The following is a 14,587-nucleotide window of genomic DNA, read 5'->3' on the forward strand; positions in this document are numbered from 1 at the left end:
CGGTGCGCGCGTTTTCAAACGTGCGTTTAAGCGTTTAAGATCCCCCTTCGTTCATCGCCTCGTGTGAGGATGTTTTCATGGAATGCCGTCCGGGCTGCGGTGCTTGTTGCGTCGCGCCTTCAATCTCGTCGCCAATTCCTGGCATGCCCAATGGCAAGCCAGCGGGGGAGCGCTGTGTGCAGCTCTCTACCGACCTGCTGTGCCTGATATTCGGCCACCCTGAACGCCCTGCAGTCTGCAGCCAGTTTTCAGCGGACCCGGACGTCTGCGGCAGCGATTCGGAGGAGGCGGTGCGATTGATTGGCTGGTGGGAGCAGGCCACCTCGGTCGCCTGATGAGCAGAGCAGATGTAACAACGGCAGTGCACGATGCTGAACGCACCTGAACTACAGACAAAAAGGAATAAGATATGGGTTCGCTGTACCGGATCGCGCTTGGACTTGGGATGACTGTACTGGTGGCGGGCATGGCCCAGGCCGAGGACTGGAAGGTCGCCAAGCAAGAAGACGGCATCAAAGTGTCGCTCAGTGATGTCCCAGGCTCGCAGTACAAGGCCTATCAGGGCATCGCCACGATCAAGGCAAGTGTGGCGAAGCTGCGCAGTCTTCAGGAAGACGTCGCGGGTGCCTGTGCATGGGTGCATGAGTGCAAGGCGCAGAAAATCCTCAAGCATGAAGGCGACAAGACCTGGACCTACACACAGTTCAACACGCCGTGGCCTGTGACTCCTCGGGATTCGGTGTTGCAGATCACCACGGTCGAAGGTGCCGATGGCAGCCTGACGCGCAACTTGCTGGGTCAACCCAACTACATCCCGGAAGAAAAAGGCTTCGTGCGGGTTACCCAGGTCGAGGGCTACTGGAAGCTGGTGCCTAAAGGCCCGAATGAGACAGAAGTGACCTATCAGGTACACACCGAGCCAGGTGGCAGCGTGCCGTCGTGGCTGGCCAACAAGTTTGTCGTGGACGCACCGTTCAACACGCTGAAAGCGCTGCGTGAGCGTGCTGCGAAGTGATCCGCTGACCGATACAGTTCTCGCGGGAATAAAAAAGGCTGCCACTGGCAGCCTTTTTTATGGGATGTCGCTTGCTGGCGTTCGCGCTTACTTGCGGTCGGCCAGGGCAACGATGTCGCGGGAGACTTCACCGGTGTACAGCTGGCGTGGGCGGCCGATCTTGTATGGGCTGGAGAGCATTTCTTTCCAGTGCGAGATCCAGCCGACGGTGCGTGCCAAGGCGAAGATCACGGTGAACATGCTGGTCGGAATGCCGATCGCTTTCAGGATGATGCCTGAGTAGAAGTCGACGTTCGGGTACAGCGAGCGCTCGATGAAGTACGGATCGGTCAGGGCGATCTCTTCGAGGCGCATGGCCAGTTCCAGCTGCGGGTCGTTGGTGATGCCCAGCTCGCGCAGAACTTCGTCGCAGGTCTGTTTCATCACGGTGGCGCGCGGGTCGCGGTTCTTGTAAACGCGGTGACCGAAGCCCATCAGCTTGAACGGATCATTCTTGTCCTTGGCCTTGGCGATGAATTTGTCGATGTTTGAGACATCGCCGATTTCATCGAGCATGGTCAGCACGGCTTCGTTGGCGCCGCCGTGGGCAGGGCCCCACAATGCAGCGATACCGGCAGCGATACAGGCGAACGGGTTGGCGCCCGAGGAGCCGGCCATGCGGACGGTGGAGGTCGAAGCGTTCTGCTCGTGGTCGGCATGGAGGATGAAAATCCGGTCCATGGCCTTCGCCAGCGTCGGGCTGATCGGTTTGATCTCGCACGGCGTATTGAACATCATGTGCAGGAAGTTTTCCGCGTAGCTCAGGTCATTGCGCGGGTACATCATGGGTTGACCCATGGAGTACTTGTAGACCATTGCGGCCAGGGTCGGCATCTTGGCGACCAGGCGGATTGCGGAAATTTCGCGGTGCTGCGGGTTATTGATGTCCAGCGAGTCGTGGTAGAACGCCGAGAGGGCGCCGACTACACCACACATGACAGCCATCGGGTGAGCGTCGCGACGGAAACCGTTGAAGAAGGTTTTCAGCTGTTCGTGCACCATGGTGTGATTCTTCACGGTGACGACGAATTGGGCCTTTTGCTCGGCGGTTGGCAGTTCGCCGTTCAGCAGCAGGTAGCAGGTTTCCAGGTAGTCCGACTGTTCGGCCAACTGCTCGATCGGGTAGCCACGATGCAGCAGAATGCCGTTATCACCGTCGATATAGGTGATCTTGGATTCGCATGAGGCGGTCGACATGAAGCCTGGGTCGAATGTGAAGCGTCCGGTGGCGGTCAGGCCGCGTACGTCGATTACATCGGGACCAACGGTGCCGGTCAGAATGGGCAGCTCGACGGGGGCTGCGCCCTCGATGATCAACTGCGCTTTTTTGTCAGCCATGTGGCCTCCTATTAATGCTTCAAATCATCAGACAGGCCCCCCACGCAGGGCCCGCATCACTATAGTGAGATAAATTCTAAAGTCAATTTGCCAAAAGCGTTGTGGCAGAAGGCTTTAACCCAAGGTTTTCCTCGAATTTCCCTGCCATTTACGCCTTTTATCGCGCTAAAGCAATCCGCCATTAGGGGCGGGTCTGTGCGTTGTCATTAGCGGGCTAACTGTCTATACTCGGCACCCGACCGCCAGGGGCTTGCAGGCCCGTTTTTCTGGGTGTCGTCACTTCCTGGGTAGTGGGTACCTGACCAGTGCACTTCCCAACAACTTGCCCTGATTGTTAGGGGCTCTTCAGTGTGAAAAAAAGCCGTGAAAAGCCAACGACCTGTAAACCTAGACCTAAGGACCATCAAACTCCCCATCACTGCGATCACGTCGATCCTTCACCGCATCTCCGGCATCATCCTCTTCATCGGCCTTGTCTTCATGCTCTACGCATTGAGCAAGTCGCTGGGTTCTGAAGCAGGCTTTGCCGACATGAAGGCGACCTTGACCAGCCCTCTGGCCAAGTTCATCGCATGGGGGCTTCTGTCCGCCCTGCTGTATCACCTTGTGGCAGGTGTTCGTCACCTGATCATGGACACGGGTGTCGGTGAGACGCTGGAAGGCGGCAAGCTGGGCTCGAAAATCGTCATCGCCATCTCCGTGGTGCTGATCGTTCTGGCGGGAGTTTGGATATGGTAACCAGCGTTACGAACCTGTCTCGTTCGGGCCTCTACGACTGGATGGCGCAACGCGTCTCCGCTGTAGTGCTCGCGGCTTATTTCATTTTCCTGATCGGATACCTGGTCGCGCACCCTGGCATCGACTATGCCACGTGGCACGGTCTGTTCTCCCATAACGGAATGCGCATTTTCAGTCTGCTGGCCCTGGTTGCCCTGGGCGCTCACGCCTGGGTCGGCATGTGGACCATCGCGACCGACTACCTGACTCCCATGAGTTTCGGCAAGTCCGCGTTGACCGTGCGTTTCCTGTTCCAGGCGGTATGCGGCGTCGTGATGTTCGCGTACTTCGTCTGGGGTGTGCAGATTCTTTGGGGTATCTGATTCATGGCTAACATCAATACACTTTCATTCGACGCCATCATCATTGGTGGCGGCGGTGCGGGCATGCGCGCTGCGTTGCAGCTGGCGCAGGGTGGTCACAAGACCGCTGTCGTCACCAAGGTCTTCCCGACCCGCTCCCACACCGTATCCGCACAGGGCGGCATCACCTGCGCCATCGCCTCGGCCGACCCGAACGATGACTGGCGCTGGCACATGTACGACACCGTCAAGGGTTCCGACTACATCGGCGACCAGGACGCGATCGAATACATGTGTCAGGAAGGTCCGGCAGCCGTTTACGAGCTGGACCACATGGGTATGCCGTTCTCGCGTACCGAACAGGGTCGTATCTACCAGCGCCCGTTCGGTGGTCAATCGAAGGACTTCGGCAAGGGCGGCCAGGCTGCCCGTACCTGCGCAGCGTCCGACCGTACCGGTCACGCGCTGCTGCACACCCTGTACCAGGGCAACCTGAAAGCCGGCACCACGTTCCTGAACGAGTACTACGCTGTAGACCTCGTGAAGAACGCTGAAGGCGCATTCGTCGGCGTGATCGCCATCTGCATCGAAACCGGCGAAACCATGTACATCAAGGCCAAGGCCACTGTACTGGCCACCGGCGGCGCGGGTCGTATCTACGCGTCCACTACCAACGCCCTGATCAACACCGGTGACGGTGTCGGCATGGCGCTGCGTGCAGGCGTTCCGGTTCAGGACATCGAGATGTGGCAGTTCCACCCGACTGGCATCGCCGGCGCAGGTGTACTGGTCACCGAAGGTTGCCGCGGTGAAGGCGGTTACCTGATCAACAAGCACGGCGAGCGTTTCATGGAGCGCTACGCGCCTAACGCCAAGGACCTTGCAGGTCGTGACGTTGTGGCCCGTTCGATGGTTAAAGAAATCATCGCGGGCAACGGTTGCGGTCCTAACGGCGACCACGTGATGTTGAAGCTGGACCACCTGGGTGAGGAAGTGCTGCACAGCCGCCTGCCAGGTATCTGTGAGCTGTCCAAGACCTTCGCTCACGTTGACCCGGTTGTCGCGCCAGTCCCCGTCGTTCCAACCTGCCACTACATGATGGGCGGCGTTGCCACCAACATTCATGGTCAGGCAATGACCATGGACGCCGAAGGCAAGGACACGATCATCCCGGGTCTGTTCGCTGTTGGTGAAGTGGCGTGCGTATCGGTTCACGGTGCCAACCGTCTGGGCGGCAACTCGCTGCTCGACCTGGTCGTGTTCGGCCGTGCTGCTGGCCTGCACCTTGAAAAAGCGCTGACCGACGGCATTGAGTACGATGAAGCGACCCAGGCCGATATCGACCTCGCGCTGAGCCGTCTGAATGCACTGAACGAGCGTACCGATGGCGAAGACGTTGCTACCCTGCGTCGCGAGCTGCAAAGCTGCATGCAGAACTACTTCGGTGTATTCCGTACTGGCGAATACATGAAGAAGGGCATCGAGCAACTGGCTGATCTGCGTGCGCGCATCGCCAACGTTAAGATCAACGACAAATCCCAGGGCTTCAACACCGCGCGTATCGAAGCGCTGGAGTTGCAGAACCTGCTGGAAGTCGCTGAAGCCACGGCAATCGCTGCCGACACGCGTACCGAATCCCGCGGCGCTCACGCCCGTGAAGATTTCGAAGACCGTGATGACGTCAACTGGCTGTGCCACACCCTGTACTACCCGGGTGAAAAGCGGGTTGCCAAACGTGCAGTCAACTTTGCGCCGAAGACCGTTCCGGCGTTCGAACCAAAAGTACGGACTTACTAAGGGTGGCCGCTATGTTGAAAGTCGAAGTTTATCGTTACAACCCCGACAGCGACTCGGCGCCTAAAACCCAGGTGTTCGACGTCGATACCGGTGGCAAAGACCTGATGGTGCTGGACGTGCTGGCACTGATCAAAGAGCAGGACGAAGGTTTCTCGTACCGTCGTTCCTGCCGTGAAGGTGTTTGCGGTTCCGACGGCATGAACATCAACGGCAAGAACGGCCTGGCGTGCATCACGCCGCTGTCTGCCGTGGTGAAAAACAACAAGCTGGTGGTGCGTCCGCTCCCTGGTTTGCCGGTCATTCGTGACCTGGTCGTCGACATGAGCATCTTCTACAAGCAGTACGAGAAGGTGAAGCCATTCCTGCAGAACGACACGCCGGCTCCGGCCATCGAGCGTCTGCAGTCGCCTGAAGAGCGTGAGAAGCTGGACGGTCTGTACGAGTGCATCCTGTGCGCTTGCTGCTCGACTTCCTGCCCTTCGTTCTGGTGGAACCCCGACAAGTTCCTCGGTCCGGCAGCACTGCTGCAAGCCTATCGTTTCCTGGCTGACAGCCGTGACACCAAGACCCAGGAGCGCCTCGCATCGCTGGACGATCCGTTTAGCGTATTCCGTTGCCGCGGAATCATGAACTGCGTGAACGTTTGCCCGAAAGGCCTGAACCCAACCAAGGCTATCGGTCACGTACGCAGCATGCTTCTCACCAGCGGTATCTGATGTTCCGGCCCGTACGCGTCAAGCGTTACGGGCCGGTTCGTTGCACCTTGTGGCATCGATGCACGCAACAGATGCATGGCAGTATTTGAAATGTTGTACCCGTAAACGCTACGGCGCAGGCTTCAACCGGCGCTGTAGTTTTAACCTGAGCAGCGGTCATATGGCCGCGGCTCTTATTTTGAAGAAATGAGACCAGCAGGGGCATCCGGGCTGGTACCCGGACTATCTGCGTGATCCCTGGCGACTCGGTGCAGTCGGCGAATTGATACATTCGCTGAACCGCCGTTTGAGTCTGCCTTGGTGTCGACGTCGATGGTGTCCCCTAACCGAGGGTGACCAAGCATGCAAGAAAGCGTGATGCAGCGCATGTGGAACAGCGCCCACCTTTCCGGTGGTAACGCTGCCTATGTGGAAGAGCTCTATGAGCTTTACCTGCACGACCCTAACGCTGTGCCAGAAGAGTGGCGCACCTACTTTCAGACGCTGCCTGCAGAAGGTGGCACTGCCAACGATGTATCGCACTCTACGGTTCGCGATCATTTCGTGTTGCTGGGCAAAAACCAGCGCCGCGCCCAACCGGTCTCCGCCGGTAGCGTGAGCAGCGAGCACGAGAAGAAGCAAGTCGAAGTCCTGCGACTGATCCAGGCATTCCGTATGCGCGGCCATCAGGGTGCGCAACTCGATCCTCTGGGTTTGTGGAAGCGTACTGCGCCAGCTGACCTGTCGATCAACCATTACGGCTTGACCAACGCTGACCTCGATACCACCTTCCGTGCCGGCGACCTGTTCATCGGCAAGGAGGAGGCGAGCCTACGCGAAATCGTCGAAGCCTTGCAGAAGACATATTGCCGCACCATCGGCGCCGAGTTCACGCACATCGTGGATTCGAACCAGCGCAACTGGTTCATGCAGCGCCTCGAAAGCGTGCGTGGCCGTCCAGCATACTCCGCCGACATTCAGAGCCATCTGCTCGAGCGCGTCACCGCGGCTGAGGGTCTGGAAAAATACCTGGGCACCAAATACCCGGGCACCAAGCGTTTCGGTCTGGAAGGGGGCGAAAGCCTCATCCCGATGCTGGACGAACTGATCCAGCGTTCCGGTTCCTATGGCACCAAGGAAATCGTCATCGGCATGGCCCACCGTGGCCGTCTGAACGTGCTGGTCAACACCTTCGGCAAGAACCCGCGCGAGCTGTTCGACGAGTTCGAAGGCAAGAAGAAGGTCGAGCTGGGCTCCGGTGACGTGAAATACCACCAGGGCTTCTCGTCCAACGTGATGACCACCGGTGGCGAAGTTCACCTGGCCATGGCGTTCAACCCGTCTCACCTGGAGATCGTTTCTCCGGTGGTCGAAGGTTCCGTGCGCGCGCGTCAAGACCGCCGCAACGACACCACGGGTGAAAAGGTTCTGCCGATTTCCATCCACGGTGACGCTGCATTCGCAGGTCAGGGCGTGGTTCTGGAAACCTTCCAGATGTCGCAGACCCGCGGCTTCAAGACCGGTGGCACGATTCACATCGTGATCAACAACCAAGTCGGCTTCACCATCAGCAACCAGGAAGACTCGCGCTCCACCGAGTACGCGACCGACGTTGCCAAGATGATTCAGGCGCCGATTCTCCATGTGAATGGCGATGACCCTGAAGCTGTTCTGTTCGTGACCCAGTTGGCCATCGACTACCGCATGCAGTTCAAGCGTGACGTGGTGATCGACCTGGTCTGCTACCGTCGTCGCGGCCACAACGAAGCGGATGAGCCAAGCGGCACCCAGCCACTGATGTACCAGCAGATCGCCAAGCAGCGCACCACCCGTGAGCTGTATGCCGATGCACTGGCTACCGGTGGCATCCTCGCGGCCGAAGCGGCTCAGACCAAGGTCGACGAGTACCGTAACGCGCTGGACAACGGCATGCACGTTGTGAAGAGCCTGGTCAAAGAGCCTAACAAGGAACTGTTCGTCGATTGGCGTCCATACCTGGGCCACGCCTGGACCGCGCGTCACGACACCCGTTTCGACCTGAAGACCCTGCAGGAACTGTCCGCCAAGCTGATGGAACTGCCGGAAGGCTTCGTGGTTCAACGTCAGGTCCAGAAGATCTACGAAGACCGCCAGAAGATGCAAGCCGGTGGTCTGCCGATCAACTGGGGCTACGCCGAAACCATGGCCTACGCCACGCTGGCTTTCGAAGGTCACCCGGTGCGTATTACCGGTCAGGACGTCGGTCGCGGTACGTTCTCGCACCGTCACGCCGTACTGCACAACCAGAAAGACGCTGCTACCTACGTGCCTCTGCAAAACCTGTATGCCGGTCAGCCTCGCTTTGACCTGTACGACTCGTTCCTGTCGGAAGAAGCGGTACTGGCATTCGAATACGGCTACTCGACCACCCAGCCCAATGCGCTGGTGATCTGGGAAGCCCAGTTCGGTGACTTCGCCAACGGTGCACAGGTCGTGATCGACCAGTTCATTACCAGCGGCGAGCACAAGTGGGGCCGTCTGTGCGGTCTGACCATGCTGTTGCCTCACGGCTACGAAGGTCAGGGTCCGGAGCACTCTTCGGCGCGTCTGGAGCGTTACCTGCAGCTGTGCGCCGAGCACAACATTCAGGTGTGCATGCCGACCACCCCGGCCCAGATCTACCACCTGTTGCGCCGTCAGGTGATTCGTCCGCTGCGCAAACCGCTGATCGTGCTGACGCCGAAGTCGCTGCTGCGCCACAAGCTGGCCATTTCGACCCTCGAAGATCTCGCCGAAGGTTCGTTCCAGACGGTCATCCCGGAAATCGACACCCTCGATCCGGCCAAGGTGACTCGCCTGGTCCTGTGCAGTGGCAAGGTCTACTACGACCTGCTGGAAAAACGCCGTGCCGAAGGCCGCGAAGATATCGCCATCGTGCGTATCGAGCAGCTCTACCCGTTCCCGGAAGACGACCTGATGGAGGCCATCGCGCCTTATACCAACCTGACCAACGTGGTCTGGTGTCAGGAAGAGCCGATGAACCAGGGCGCCTGGTACAGCAGCCAGCATCACTTGCGCCGCAGCATCGGCAATCACAACCGCAACCTCGTGCTCGAGTATGCCGGTCGTGATGCTTCTGCCGCGCCTGCTTGTGGCTACGCTTCGATGCACGCTGAACAGCAGGAAAAACTGCTGCAAGACGCGTTCACTGTTTAACGCCTTCGCGCACTAGAAACCGAATTAAGGAATTACAGACAATGGCTATTGAGATCAAAGCCCCCTCTTTCCCGGAATCCGTTGCCGACGGCACCATTTCCAAATGGCACAAACAGCCGGGCGAAGCGGTAAAACGTGACGAGCTGCTGGTCGACATCGAAACCGACAAAGTCGTGCTCGAAGTGCTGGCCGAAGCCGACGGCGTTCTGGCTTCCATTGTGAAGGGCGAGGGCGACACCGTCCTGTCCAACGAACTGATCGCTACTCTGGACGCAGGCGCCACTGCATCGGCTGCTCCGGCTGCCGCTGCTGCTCCGGCTGCTGCACCTGCCGCCGCTCCAGCCGCTGCTCCCGCTCCGGCTGCTGGCGACGAAGACGCCATCGGCGCTCCGGCAGCCCGCAAGCTGGCCGAAGAAAACGGCATCAACCTGTCCAGCGTCAAAGGCACTGGCAAAGATGGCCGCGTGACCAAGGAAGACGTGGTCGCTGCGATTGAAGCGAAGAAATCCGCTCCGGCCGCTGCACCTGCTGCCAAGCCTGCTGCCGCACCGGCTGCTCCTGTGTTCGCCGCTGGCGACCGCACCGAGAAGCGCGTTCCGATGACTCGTGTTCGTGCCACCGTGGCCAAGCGTCTGGTCGAAGCCCAGTCGAACATGGCCATGCTGACCACCTTCAACGAAGTCGACATGACTGAAGTCATGGCCCTGCGTTCGAAGTACAAAGACCTGTTCGAGAAGTCTCACAACGGCGTGCGCCTGGGCTTCATGTCGTTCTTCGTCAAGGCTGCTACCGAAGCGCTGAAACGCTTCCCGGCTGTCAACGCGTCGATCGATGGCACCGACATCGTTTACCACGGTTATGCCGACGTCGGCGTTGCGGTCTCCAGCGACCGTGGCCTGGTGGTACCGGTTCTGCGTAACGCCGAGCACATGAGCCTGGCTGAAATCGAAGGCGGCATCGCCACCTTCGGCAAGAAAGCCCGTGACGGCAAACTGTCCATCGACGAGATGACCGGTGGTACCTTCACCATCACCAACGGTGGTACTTTCGGTTCGATGATGTCGACCCCGATCGTCAACCCGCCACAAGCGGCCATCCTGGGCATGCACAACATCCTGCAGCGTCCTATGGCGATCAATGGTCAGGTTGTCATCCGTCCGATGATGTACCTGGCGCTGTCCTACGATCACCGCTTGATCGACGGTAAAGAAGCTGTGACCTTCCTGGTGACCATCAAGAACCTGTTGGAAGACCCGGCTCGTCTGTTGCTGGACATCTAAAAAGCAGCCCCGAGTTGCAAGCTGCAAGCTTCAAGTCAGAAGCGGAGCGGCGTGTGGCTCGGGGAGCTTGGATTGCCCTTATGTACAGGTCGCGAGTTGAATCTGCAGATCAACGCAGATCAGCTTGCAGCTTGCAGCTTAAAGCTTGTAGCTAAAGGAACTTTGTTATGTCCCAGAAATTCGACGTGGTAGTGATTGGCGCAGGCCCTGGCGGTTATGTGGCCGCCATCAAGGCTGCGCAACTTGGTCTCAAGACTGCCTGCATCGAGAAGTATCAGGATAAAGAGGGCAAACTGGCCCTCGGCGGTACCTGTTTGAACGTGGGTTGCATCCCGTCCAAGGCGCTGCTGGACAGCTCCTGGAAATTCTACGAAGCCAAGAACCAGTTCAACGTTCATGGCATCTCGATTTCCGGCGACGTGCAAATGGACGTGGCCGCAATGGTTGGCCGCAAGTCCCAGATCGTCAAAGGCCTGACGGGCGGCGTCGCCAGCCTCTTCAAGGCAAACGGCGTCACTTCTCTGCAAGGTCACGGCAAGCTGCTGGCTGGCAAGAAGGTCGAGCTGACCAAACCTGACGGCACCACCGAAGTCATCGAAGCCGACAACATCATCCTGGCGTCCGGCTCGCGTCCGATCGACATTCCACCGGCTCCGGTCGATCAGAATGTGATCGTCGACTCGACGGGTGCCCTGGAATTCCAGAGCGTGCCTGAGCGTCTGGGCGTGATCGGCGCTGGCGTCATCGGCCTGGAACTGGGTTCGGTCTGGTCGCGTCTGGGTTCCAAGGTCACCGTTCTGGAAGCGCTGGAGAAGTTCCTGCCGGCCGCTGACGAAGCCGTTTCCAAAGAAGCGCAGAAGACGTTCACCAAGCAGGGTCTGGACATCAAACTGGGCGCTCGCGTGACCGGTTCGAAAGTCAACGGCAACGAAGTGGTCGTCAACTACACCGACAAAGACGGTGAGCAGAACATCACCTTCGATCGCCTGATCGTGGCCGTGGGCCGTCGTCCGGTGACCACCGACCTGTTGGCCTCCGACAGCGGCGTCGACATCGACGAGCGCGGTTTCATCTTCGTCAACGATCAGTGCGAGACCAGCGTTCCTGGTGTCTACGCGATCGGTGACGTGGTTCGCGGTCTGATGCTGGCGCACAAGGCGTCGGAAGAAGGCATCATGGTCGTCGAGCGCATCAAGGGTCACAAGACCCAGATGAACTACGACCTGATCCCGTCGGTTATCTACACTCACCCGGAAATCGCGTGGGTCGGTAAAACCGAACAGACCTTGAAGGCCGAAGGCGTCGAGGTTAACGTCGGTCAGTTCCCATTCGCGGCCAGCGGCCGTGCCATGGCAGCGAACGACACTGGCGGTTTTGTCAAAGTCATCGCTGATGCCAAGACTGACCGTGTACTGGGTGTACACGTTATTGGTCCAGGCGCAGCAGAACTGGTTCAGCAGGGTGCAATCGGCATGGAATTCGGCACCAGTGCCGAAGACATCGGCATGATGGTGTTCTCGCACCCAACGCTGTCCGAAGCCTTGCACGAAGCTGCTCTGGCAGTGAATGGCCACGCCATCCACATCCAGAACAAGAAAAAGCGCTAACAAAAGACGCTAAGAAAAACCACGACGGACCGCCCGTCGCAGGCCTTGCTCGCAGGGTCTGCCGCGGAAGGTCGGTCGGACTCGAACTCCCGGCGGATTTCACTCCTGCGTTCGCATGCAGGCGTGCAGCCTTCCGGGGGAAGCGGTCACAGGTGGTGCGGCACGCATAGACGAGCAGCACCGAAGCGCAGTACCTAACGAAGACGGTAATAAGCATGAATCTTCACGAGTATCAGGGTAAGCAGCTGTTTGCTGAATATGGCCTGCCAGTATCCAAGGGCTTTGCAGTAGACACCCCGGAAGCAGCAGCAGAAGCGTGCGACAAGATCGGCGGAACCGAGTGGGTTGTCAAAGCCCAGGTTCACGCAGGTGGTCGCGGTAAAGCGGGCGGCGTAAAGCTCGTCAAGAGCAAAGAAGACGCAGCTGCGTTCGCTCAACAGTGGTTGGGCAAGCGTCTGGTCACTTACCAGACTGATGCCAACGGTCAGCCAGTCACCAAGATCCTGGTTGAATCCTGCACTGACATCGCCAAAGAGCTGTACCTGGGCGCTGTAGTCGATCGTTCGAGCCGTCGTATCGTGTTCATGGCTTCCACCGAAGGTGGCGTGGACATCGAGAAAATCGCTCACGACACGCCTGAGAAGATTCTCAAAGCAACCATCGACCCACTGGTTGGCGCTCAGCCATTCCAGGGTCGCGAGCTGGCATTCCAGCTGGGTCTGGAAGGCAAGCAGGTTGCGCAGTTTGCCAAGATTTTCGTCGGCCTGGGCAAGCTGTTCCAGGACCACGACCTGGCCCTGCTCGAAGTGAACCCGCTGGTGATCAAGGCTGACGGCGATCTGCACTGCCTCGACGCCAAGATCAACATCGACGCCAACGCCATGTATCGCCAGCCAAAGCTGAAGACTTTCCACGACCCATCGCAAGATGACCCGCGTGAAGCCCATGCTGCCAAGTTCGAACTGAACTACGTCGCACTGGAAGGCAACATCGGCTGCATGGTCAACGGTGCTGGCCTGGCCATGGGTACCATGGACATCGTCAACCTGCACGGCGGCAAGCCAGCCAACTTCCTCGACGTAGGTGGTGGCGCTACCAAAGAGCGCGTGACCGAAGCGTTCAAGATCATTCTGTCCGACACCAACGTCGCTGCAGTACTGGTCAACATCTTCGGCGGCATCGTTCGTTGCGACATGATTGCCGAAGGCATCATCGGTGCGGTGAAAGAAGTTGGCGTGAAAATCCCGGTTGTTGTTCGTCTGGAAGGCAACAACGCTGACCTGGGCGCTAAAGTACTGGCGGAAAGCGGCTTGAACATCATCGCTGCAACCAGCTTGACCGACGCTGCTCAACAAGTCGTCAAAGCTGCGGAGGGCAAATAATGAGCGTCCTGATCAATAAAGACACCAAAGTTATCTGCCAGGGCTTTACCGGCTCGCAAGGTACTTTCCACTCCGAACAAGCCATTGCCTACGGCACCAAGATGGTTGGCGGCGTGACCCCAGGCAAAGGTGGCACCACTCACCTGAACCTGCCAGTGTTCAACACCGTTCGTGAAGCCGTAGAAACCACTGGCGCTACCGCCAGCGTTATCTACGTACCGGCTGCGTTCTGCAAGGACTCGATCCTGGAAGCAGCGTTCGGCGGCATCAAACTGATCATCTGCATCACCGAAGGTATCCCTACCCTCGACATGCTGGATGCCAAGGTCAAGTGCGACGAGCTGGGTGTTACCCTGATCGGCCCTAACTGCCCAGGCGTGATCACTCCGGGCGAGTGCAAGATCGGCATCATGCCAGGTCACATTCACTTGCCAGGTAAAGTCGGTATCGTGTCGCGTTCCGGCACCCTGACTTACGAAGCTGTGAAGCAGACCACTGATGCCGGTTTCGGTCAGTCGACTTGCGTTGGTATCGGTGGTGACCCGATCCCGGGCTCGAACTTCATCGACATCCTGAAGCTGTTCCAGGAAGACCCGAAGACCGAAGCGATCGTGATGATCGGTGAGATCGGCGGTTCGGCTGAAGAAGAGGCCGCTGCCTACATCAAGGCAAACGTGACCAAGCCGGTTGTTTCCTATATCGCGGGTGTGACTGCTCCTCCGGGCAAGCGCATGGGCCACGCAGGTGCAATCATCTCTGGCGGTAAAGGCACTGCAGACGAGAAGTTCGCTGCGCTGCAAGACGCGGGCGTGAAAACCGTGCGTTCGCTGGCAGACATTGGCAAGGCTTTGGCTGAGCTGACCGGTTGGGAAGTGAAGAAGGCCTGATCGCCTTTGATCGCTGACTGATCGACAAAAGCCACCTTCGGGTGGCTTTTGTGTTTCTAGAGCTTTGGTATGGGTTTGAGTGAATATCCATTCGCGGTGGTGTTGCTGATATCGGTTCCGCTCTTACAGCGGGTCACTTTTCTTTCGGGAAAAGTAACCAAAACCATTTGCTCCTGGCTTGGCCCTGACTTCGTCAGGGTTCCCTCTCTCCGGCGACGCTCCGTGGGCCCGCGCCGAACGGACATCCATGTCCTTGCGGCGCTCTCGCGGCAT

General features: G+C 58.6%; 12 protein-coding genes. 11 read left to right on the plus strand and 1 reads right to left on the minus strand.

The features are described 5' to 3' along the window. Nucleotides 1-77 precede the first annotated feature (77 nt). The gene (locus tag ACIQAL_RS29030) at nt 78-335 is read left to right on the plus strand and encodes a YkgJ family cysteine cluster protein (protein WP_166598531.1); all 258 of its coding nucleotides are present in this window, start codon (nt 78-80) and stop codon (nt 333-335) included. 74 nt (nt 336-409) lie between these two features. Next, complete coding sequence (locus ACIQAL_RS29035; RefSeq protein WP_166598532.1) at nt 410-1,015, plus strand: START domain-containing protein; 606 nt, start codon at nt 410-412, stop codon at nt 1,013-1,015. A gap of 87 nt (nt 1,016-1,102) precedes the next feature. Here ACIQAL_RS29035 and gltA read toward each other — a convergent pair whose 3' ends face one another. Continuing rightward, nucleotides 1,103-2,392 (minus strand): citrate synthase, encoded by a 1,290-nt coding sequence (gltA, locus tag ACIQAL_RS29040; protein ID WP_166598533.1) that lies wholly within the window; start codon nt 2,390-2,392, stop codon nt 1,103-1,105. 363 nt (nt 2,393-2,755) lie between these two features. On the opposite strand from gltA, the gene sdhC reads away from it, so the two are divergent. The 9 genes from sdhC (at nt 2,756) to sucD (ending at nt 14,314) form a co-directional block, all read left to right on the plus strand. Further along, on the plus strand, nt 2,756-3,130 hold the full coding sequence (gene sdhC, locus ACIQAL_RS29045) for a succinate dehydrogenase, cytochrome b556 subunit (protein WP_401151588.1): 375 nt from the start codon (nt 2,756-2,758) through the stop codon (nt 3,128-3,130). Further along, nucleotides 3,124-3,492: a succinate dehydrogenase, hydrophobic membrane anchor protein gene (gene sdhD, locus ACIQAL_RS29050; protein ID WP_166598535.1), complete on the plus strand. Its 369-nt coding sequence runs from the start codon at nt 3,124-3,126 to the stop codon at nt 3,490-3,492. Before sdhC ends, sdhD begins: the two co-directional genes overlap by 7 nt. Before the next feature lie 3 nt (nt 3,493-3,495). Continuing rightward, a complete protein-coding gene (gene sdhA, locus ACIQAL_RS29055; RefSeq protein WP_401151591.1) occupies nt 3,496-5,268 on the plus strand; it encodes a succinate dehydrogenase flavoprotein subunit in 1,773 nt (590 codons plus the stop codon). 11 nt (nt 5,269-5,279) lie between these two features. Beyond that, entirely contained in the window at nt 5,280-5,984 is a 705-nt protein-coding gene (locus tag ACIQAL_RS29060) for a succinate dehydrogenase iron-sulfur subunit (RefSeq protein WP_401151594.1), read from the plus strand. Nucleotides 5,985-6,326: 342 nt separating this feature from the next. Further along, nucleotides 6,327-9,158, plus strand: a complete 2,832-nt coding sequence (locus ACIQAL_RS29065; RefSeq protein WP_401151597.1) for a 2-oxoglutarate dehydrogenase E1 component — start codon at nt 6,327-6,329, stop codon at nt 9,156-9,158. A gap of 41 nt (nt 9,159-9,199) precedes the next feature. Next, nucleotides 9,200-10,438: a 2-oxoglutarate dehydrogenase complex dihydrolipoyllysine-residue succinyltransferase gene (gene odhB / locus ACIQAL_RS29070; protein ID WP_166598539.1), complete on the plus strand. Its 1,239-nt coding sequence runs from the start codon at nt 9,200-9,202 to the stop codon at nt 10,436-10,438. A 167-nt stretch (nt 10,439-10,605) separates the two neighbouring features. After that, entirely contained in the window at nt 10,606-12,045 is a 1,440-nt protein-coding gene (lpdA, locus tag ACIQAL_RS29075; RefSeq protein WP_401151600.1) for a dihydrolipoyl dehydrogenase, read from the plus strand. Between the two features lie 215 nt (nt 12,046-12,260). Continuing rightward, complete coding sequence (gene sucC / locus ACIQAL_RS29080; protein WP_166598541.1) at nt 12,261-13,427, plus strand: ADP-forming succinate--CoA ligase subunit beta; 1,167 nt, start codon at nt 12,261-12,263, stop codon at nt 13,425-13,427. Further along, nucleotides 13,427-14,314, plus strand: a complete 888-nt coding sequence (sucD, locus tag ACIQAL_RS29085; RefSeq protein WP_166598542.1) for a succinate--CoA ligase subunit alpha — start codon at nt 13,427-13,429, stop codon at nt 14,312-14,314. The genes sucC and sucD overlap by 1 nt, the downstream gene beginning before the upstream one ends. Nucleotides 14,315-14,587 lie beyond the last annotated feature (273 nt).

The organism is Pseudomonas sp. NPDC088368, assembly GCF_044753445.1.
Taxonomy (GTDB): Bacteria; Pseudomonadota; Gammaproteobacteria; order Pseudomonadales; family Pseudomonadaceae; genus Aquipseudomonas; species Aquipseudomonas bambusae.

Excerpts from the sequence above, each read along its gene's own strand:
- ACIQAL_RS29030 (WP_166598531.1), top strand. The coding sequence starts at position 78 with ATGGAATGCCGTCCGGGCTGCGGTGCTTGTTGCGTCGCGCCTTCAATC.
- ACIQAL_RS29035 (WP_166598532.1), top strand. The coding sequence starts at position 410 with ATGGGTTCGCTGTACCGGATCGCGCTTGGACTTGGGATGACTGTACTG.
- gltA (WP_166598533.1), bottom strand. The coding sequence starts at position 2,392 with ATGGCTGACAAAAAAGCGCAGTTGATCATCGAGGGCGCAGCCCCCGTC.
- sdhD (WP_166598535.1), top strand. The coding sequence starts at position 3,124 with ATGGTAACCAGCGTTACGAACCTGTCTCGTTCGGGCCTCTACGACTGG.
- sdhA (WP_401151591.1), top strand. The coding sequence starts at position 3,496 with ATGGCTAACATCAATACACTTTCATTCGACGCCATCATCATTGGTGGC.
- ACIQAL_RS29060 (WP_401151594.1), top strand. The coding sequence starts at position 5,280 with ATGTTGAAAGTCGAAGTTTATCGTTACAACCCCGACAGCGACTCGGCG.
- ACIQAL_RS29065 (WP_401151597.1), top strand. The coding sequence starts at position 6,327 with ATGCAAGAAAGCGTGATGCAGCGCATGTGGAACAGCGCCCACCTTTCC.
- odhB (WP_166598539.1), top strand. The coding sequence starts at position 9,200 with ATGGCTATTGAGATCAAAGCCCCCTCTTTCCCGGAATCCGTTGCCGAC.
- lpdA (WP_401151600.1), top strand. The coding sequence starts at position 10,606 with ATGTCCCAGAAATTCGACGTGGTAGTGATTGGCGCAGGCCCTGGCGGT.
- sucC (WP_166598541.1), top strand. The coding sequence starts at position 12,261 with ATGAATCTTCACGAGTATCAGGGTAAGCAGCTGTTTGCTGAATATGGC.
- sucD (WP_166598542.1), top strand. The coding sequence starts at position 13,427 with ATGAGCGTCCTGATCAATAAAGACACCAAAGTTATCTGCCAGGGCTTT.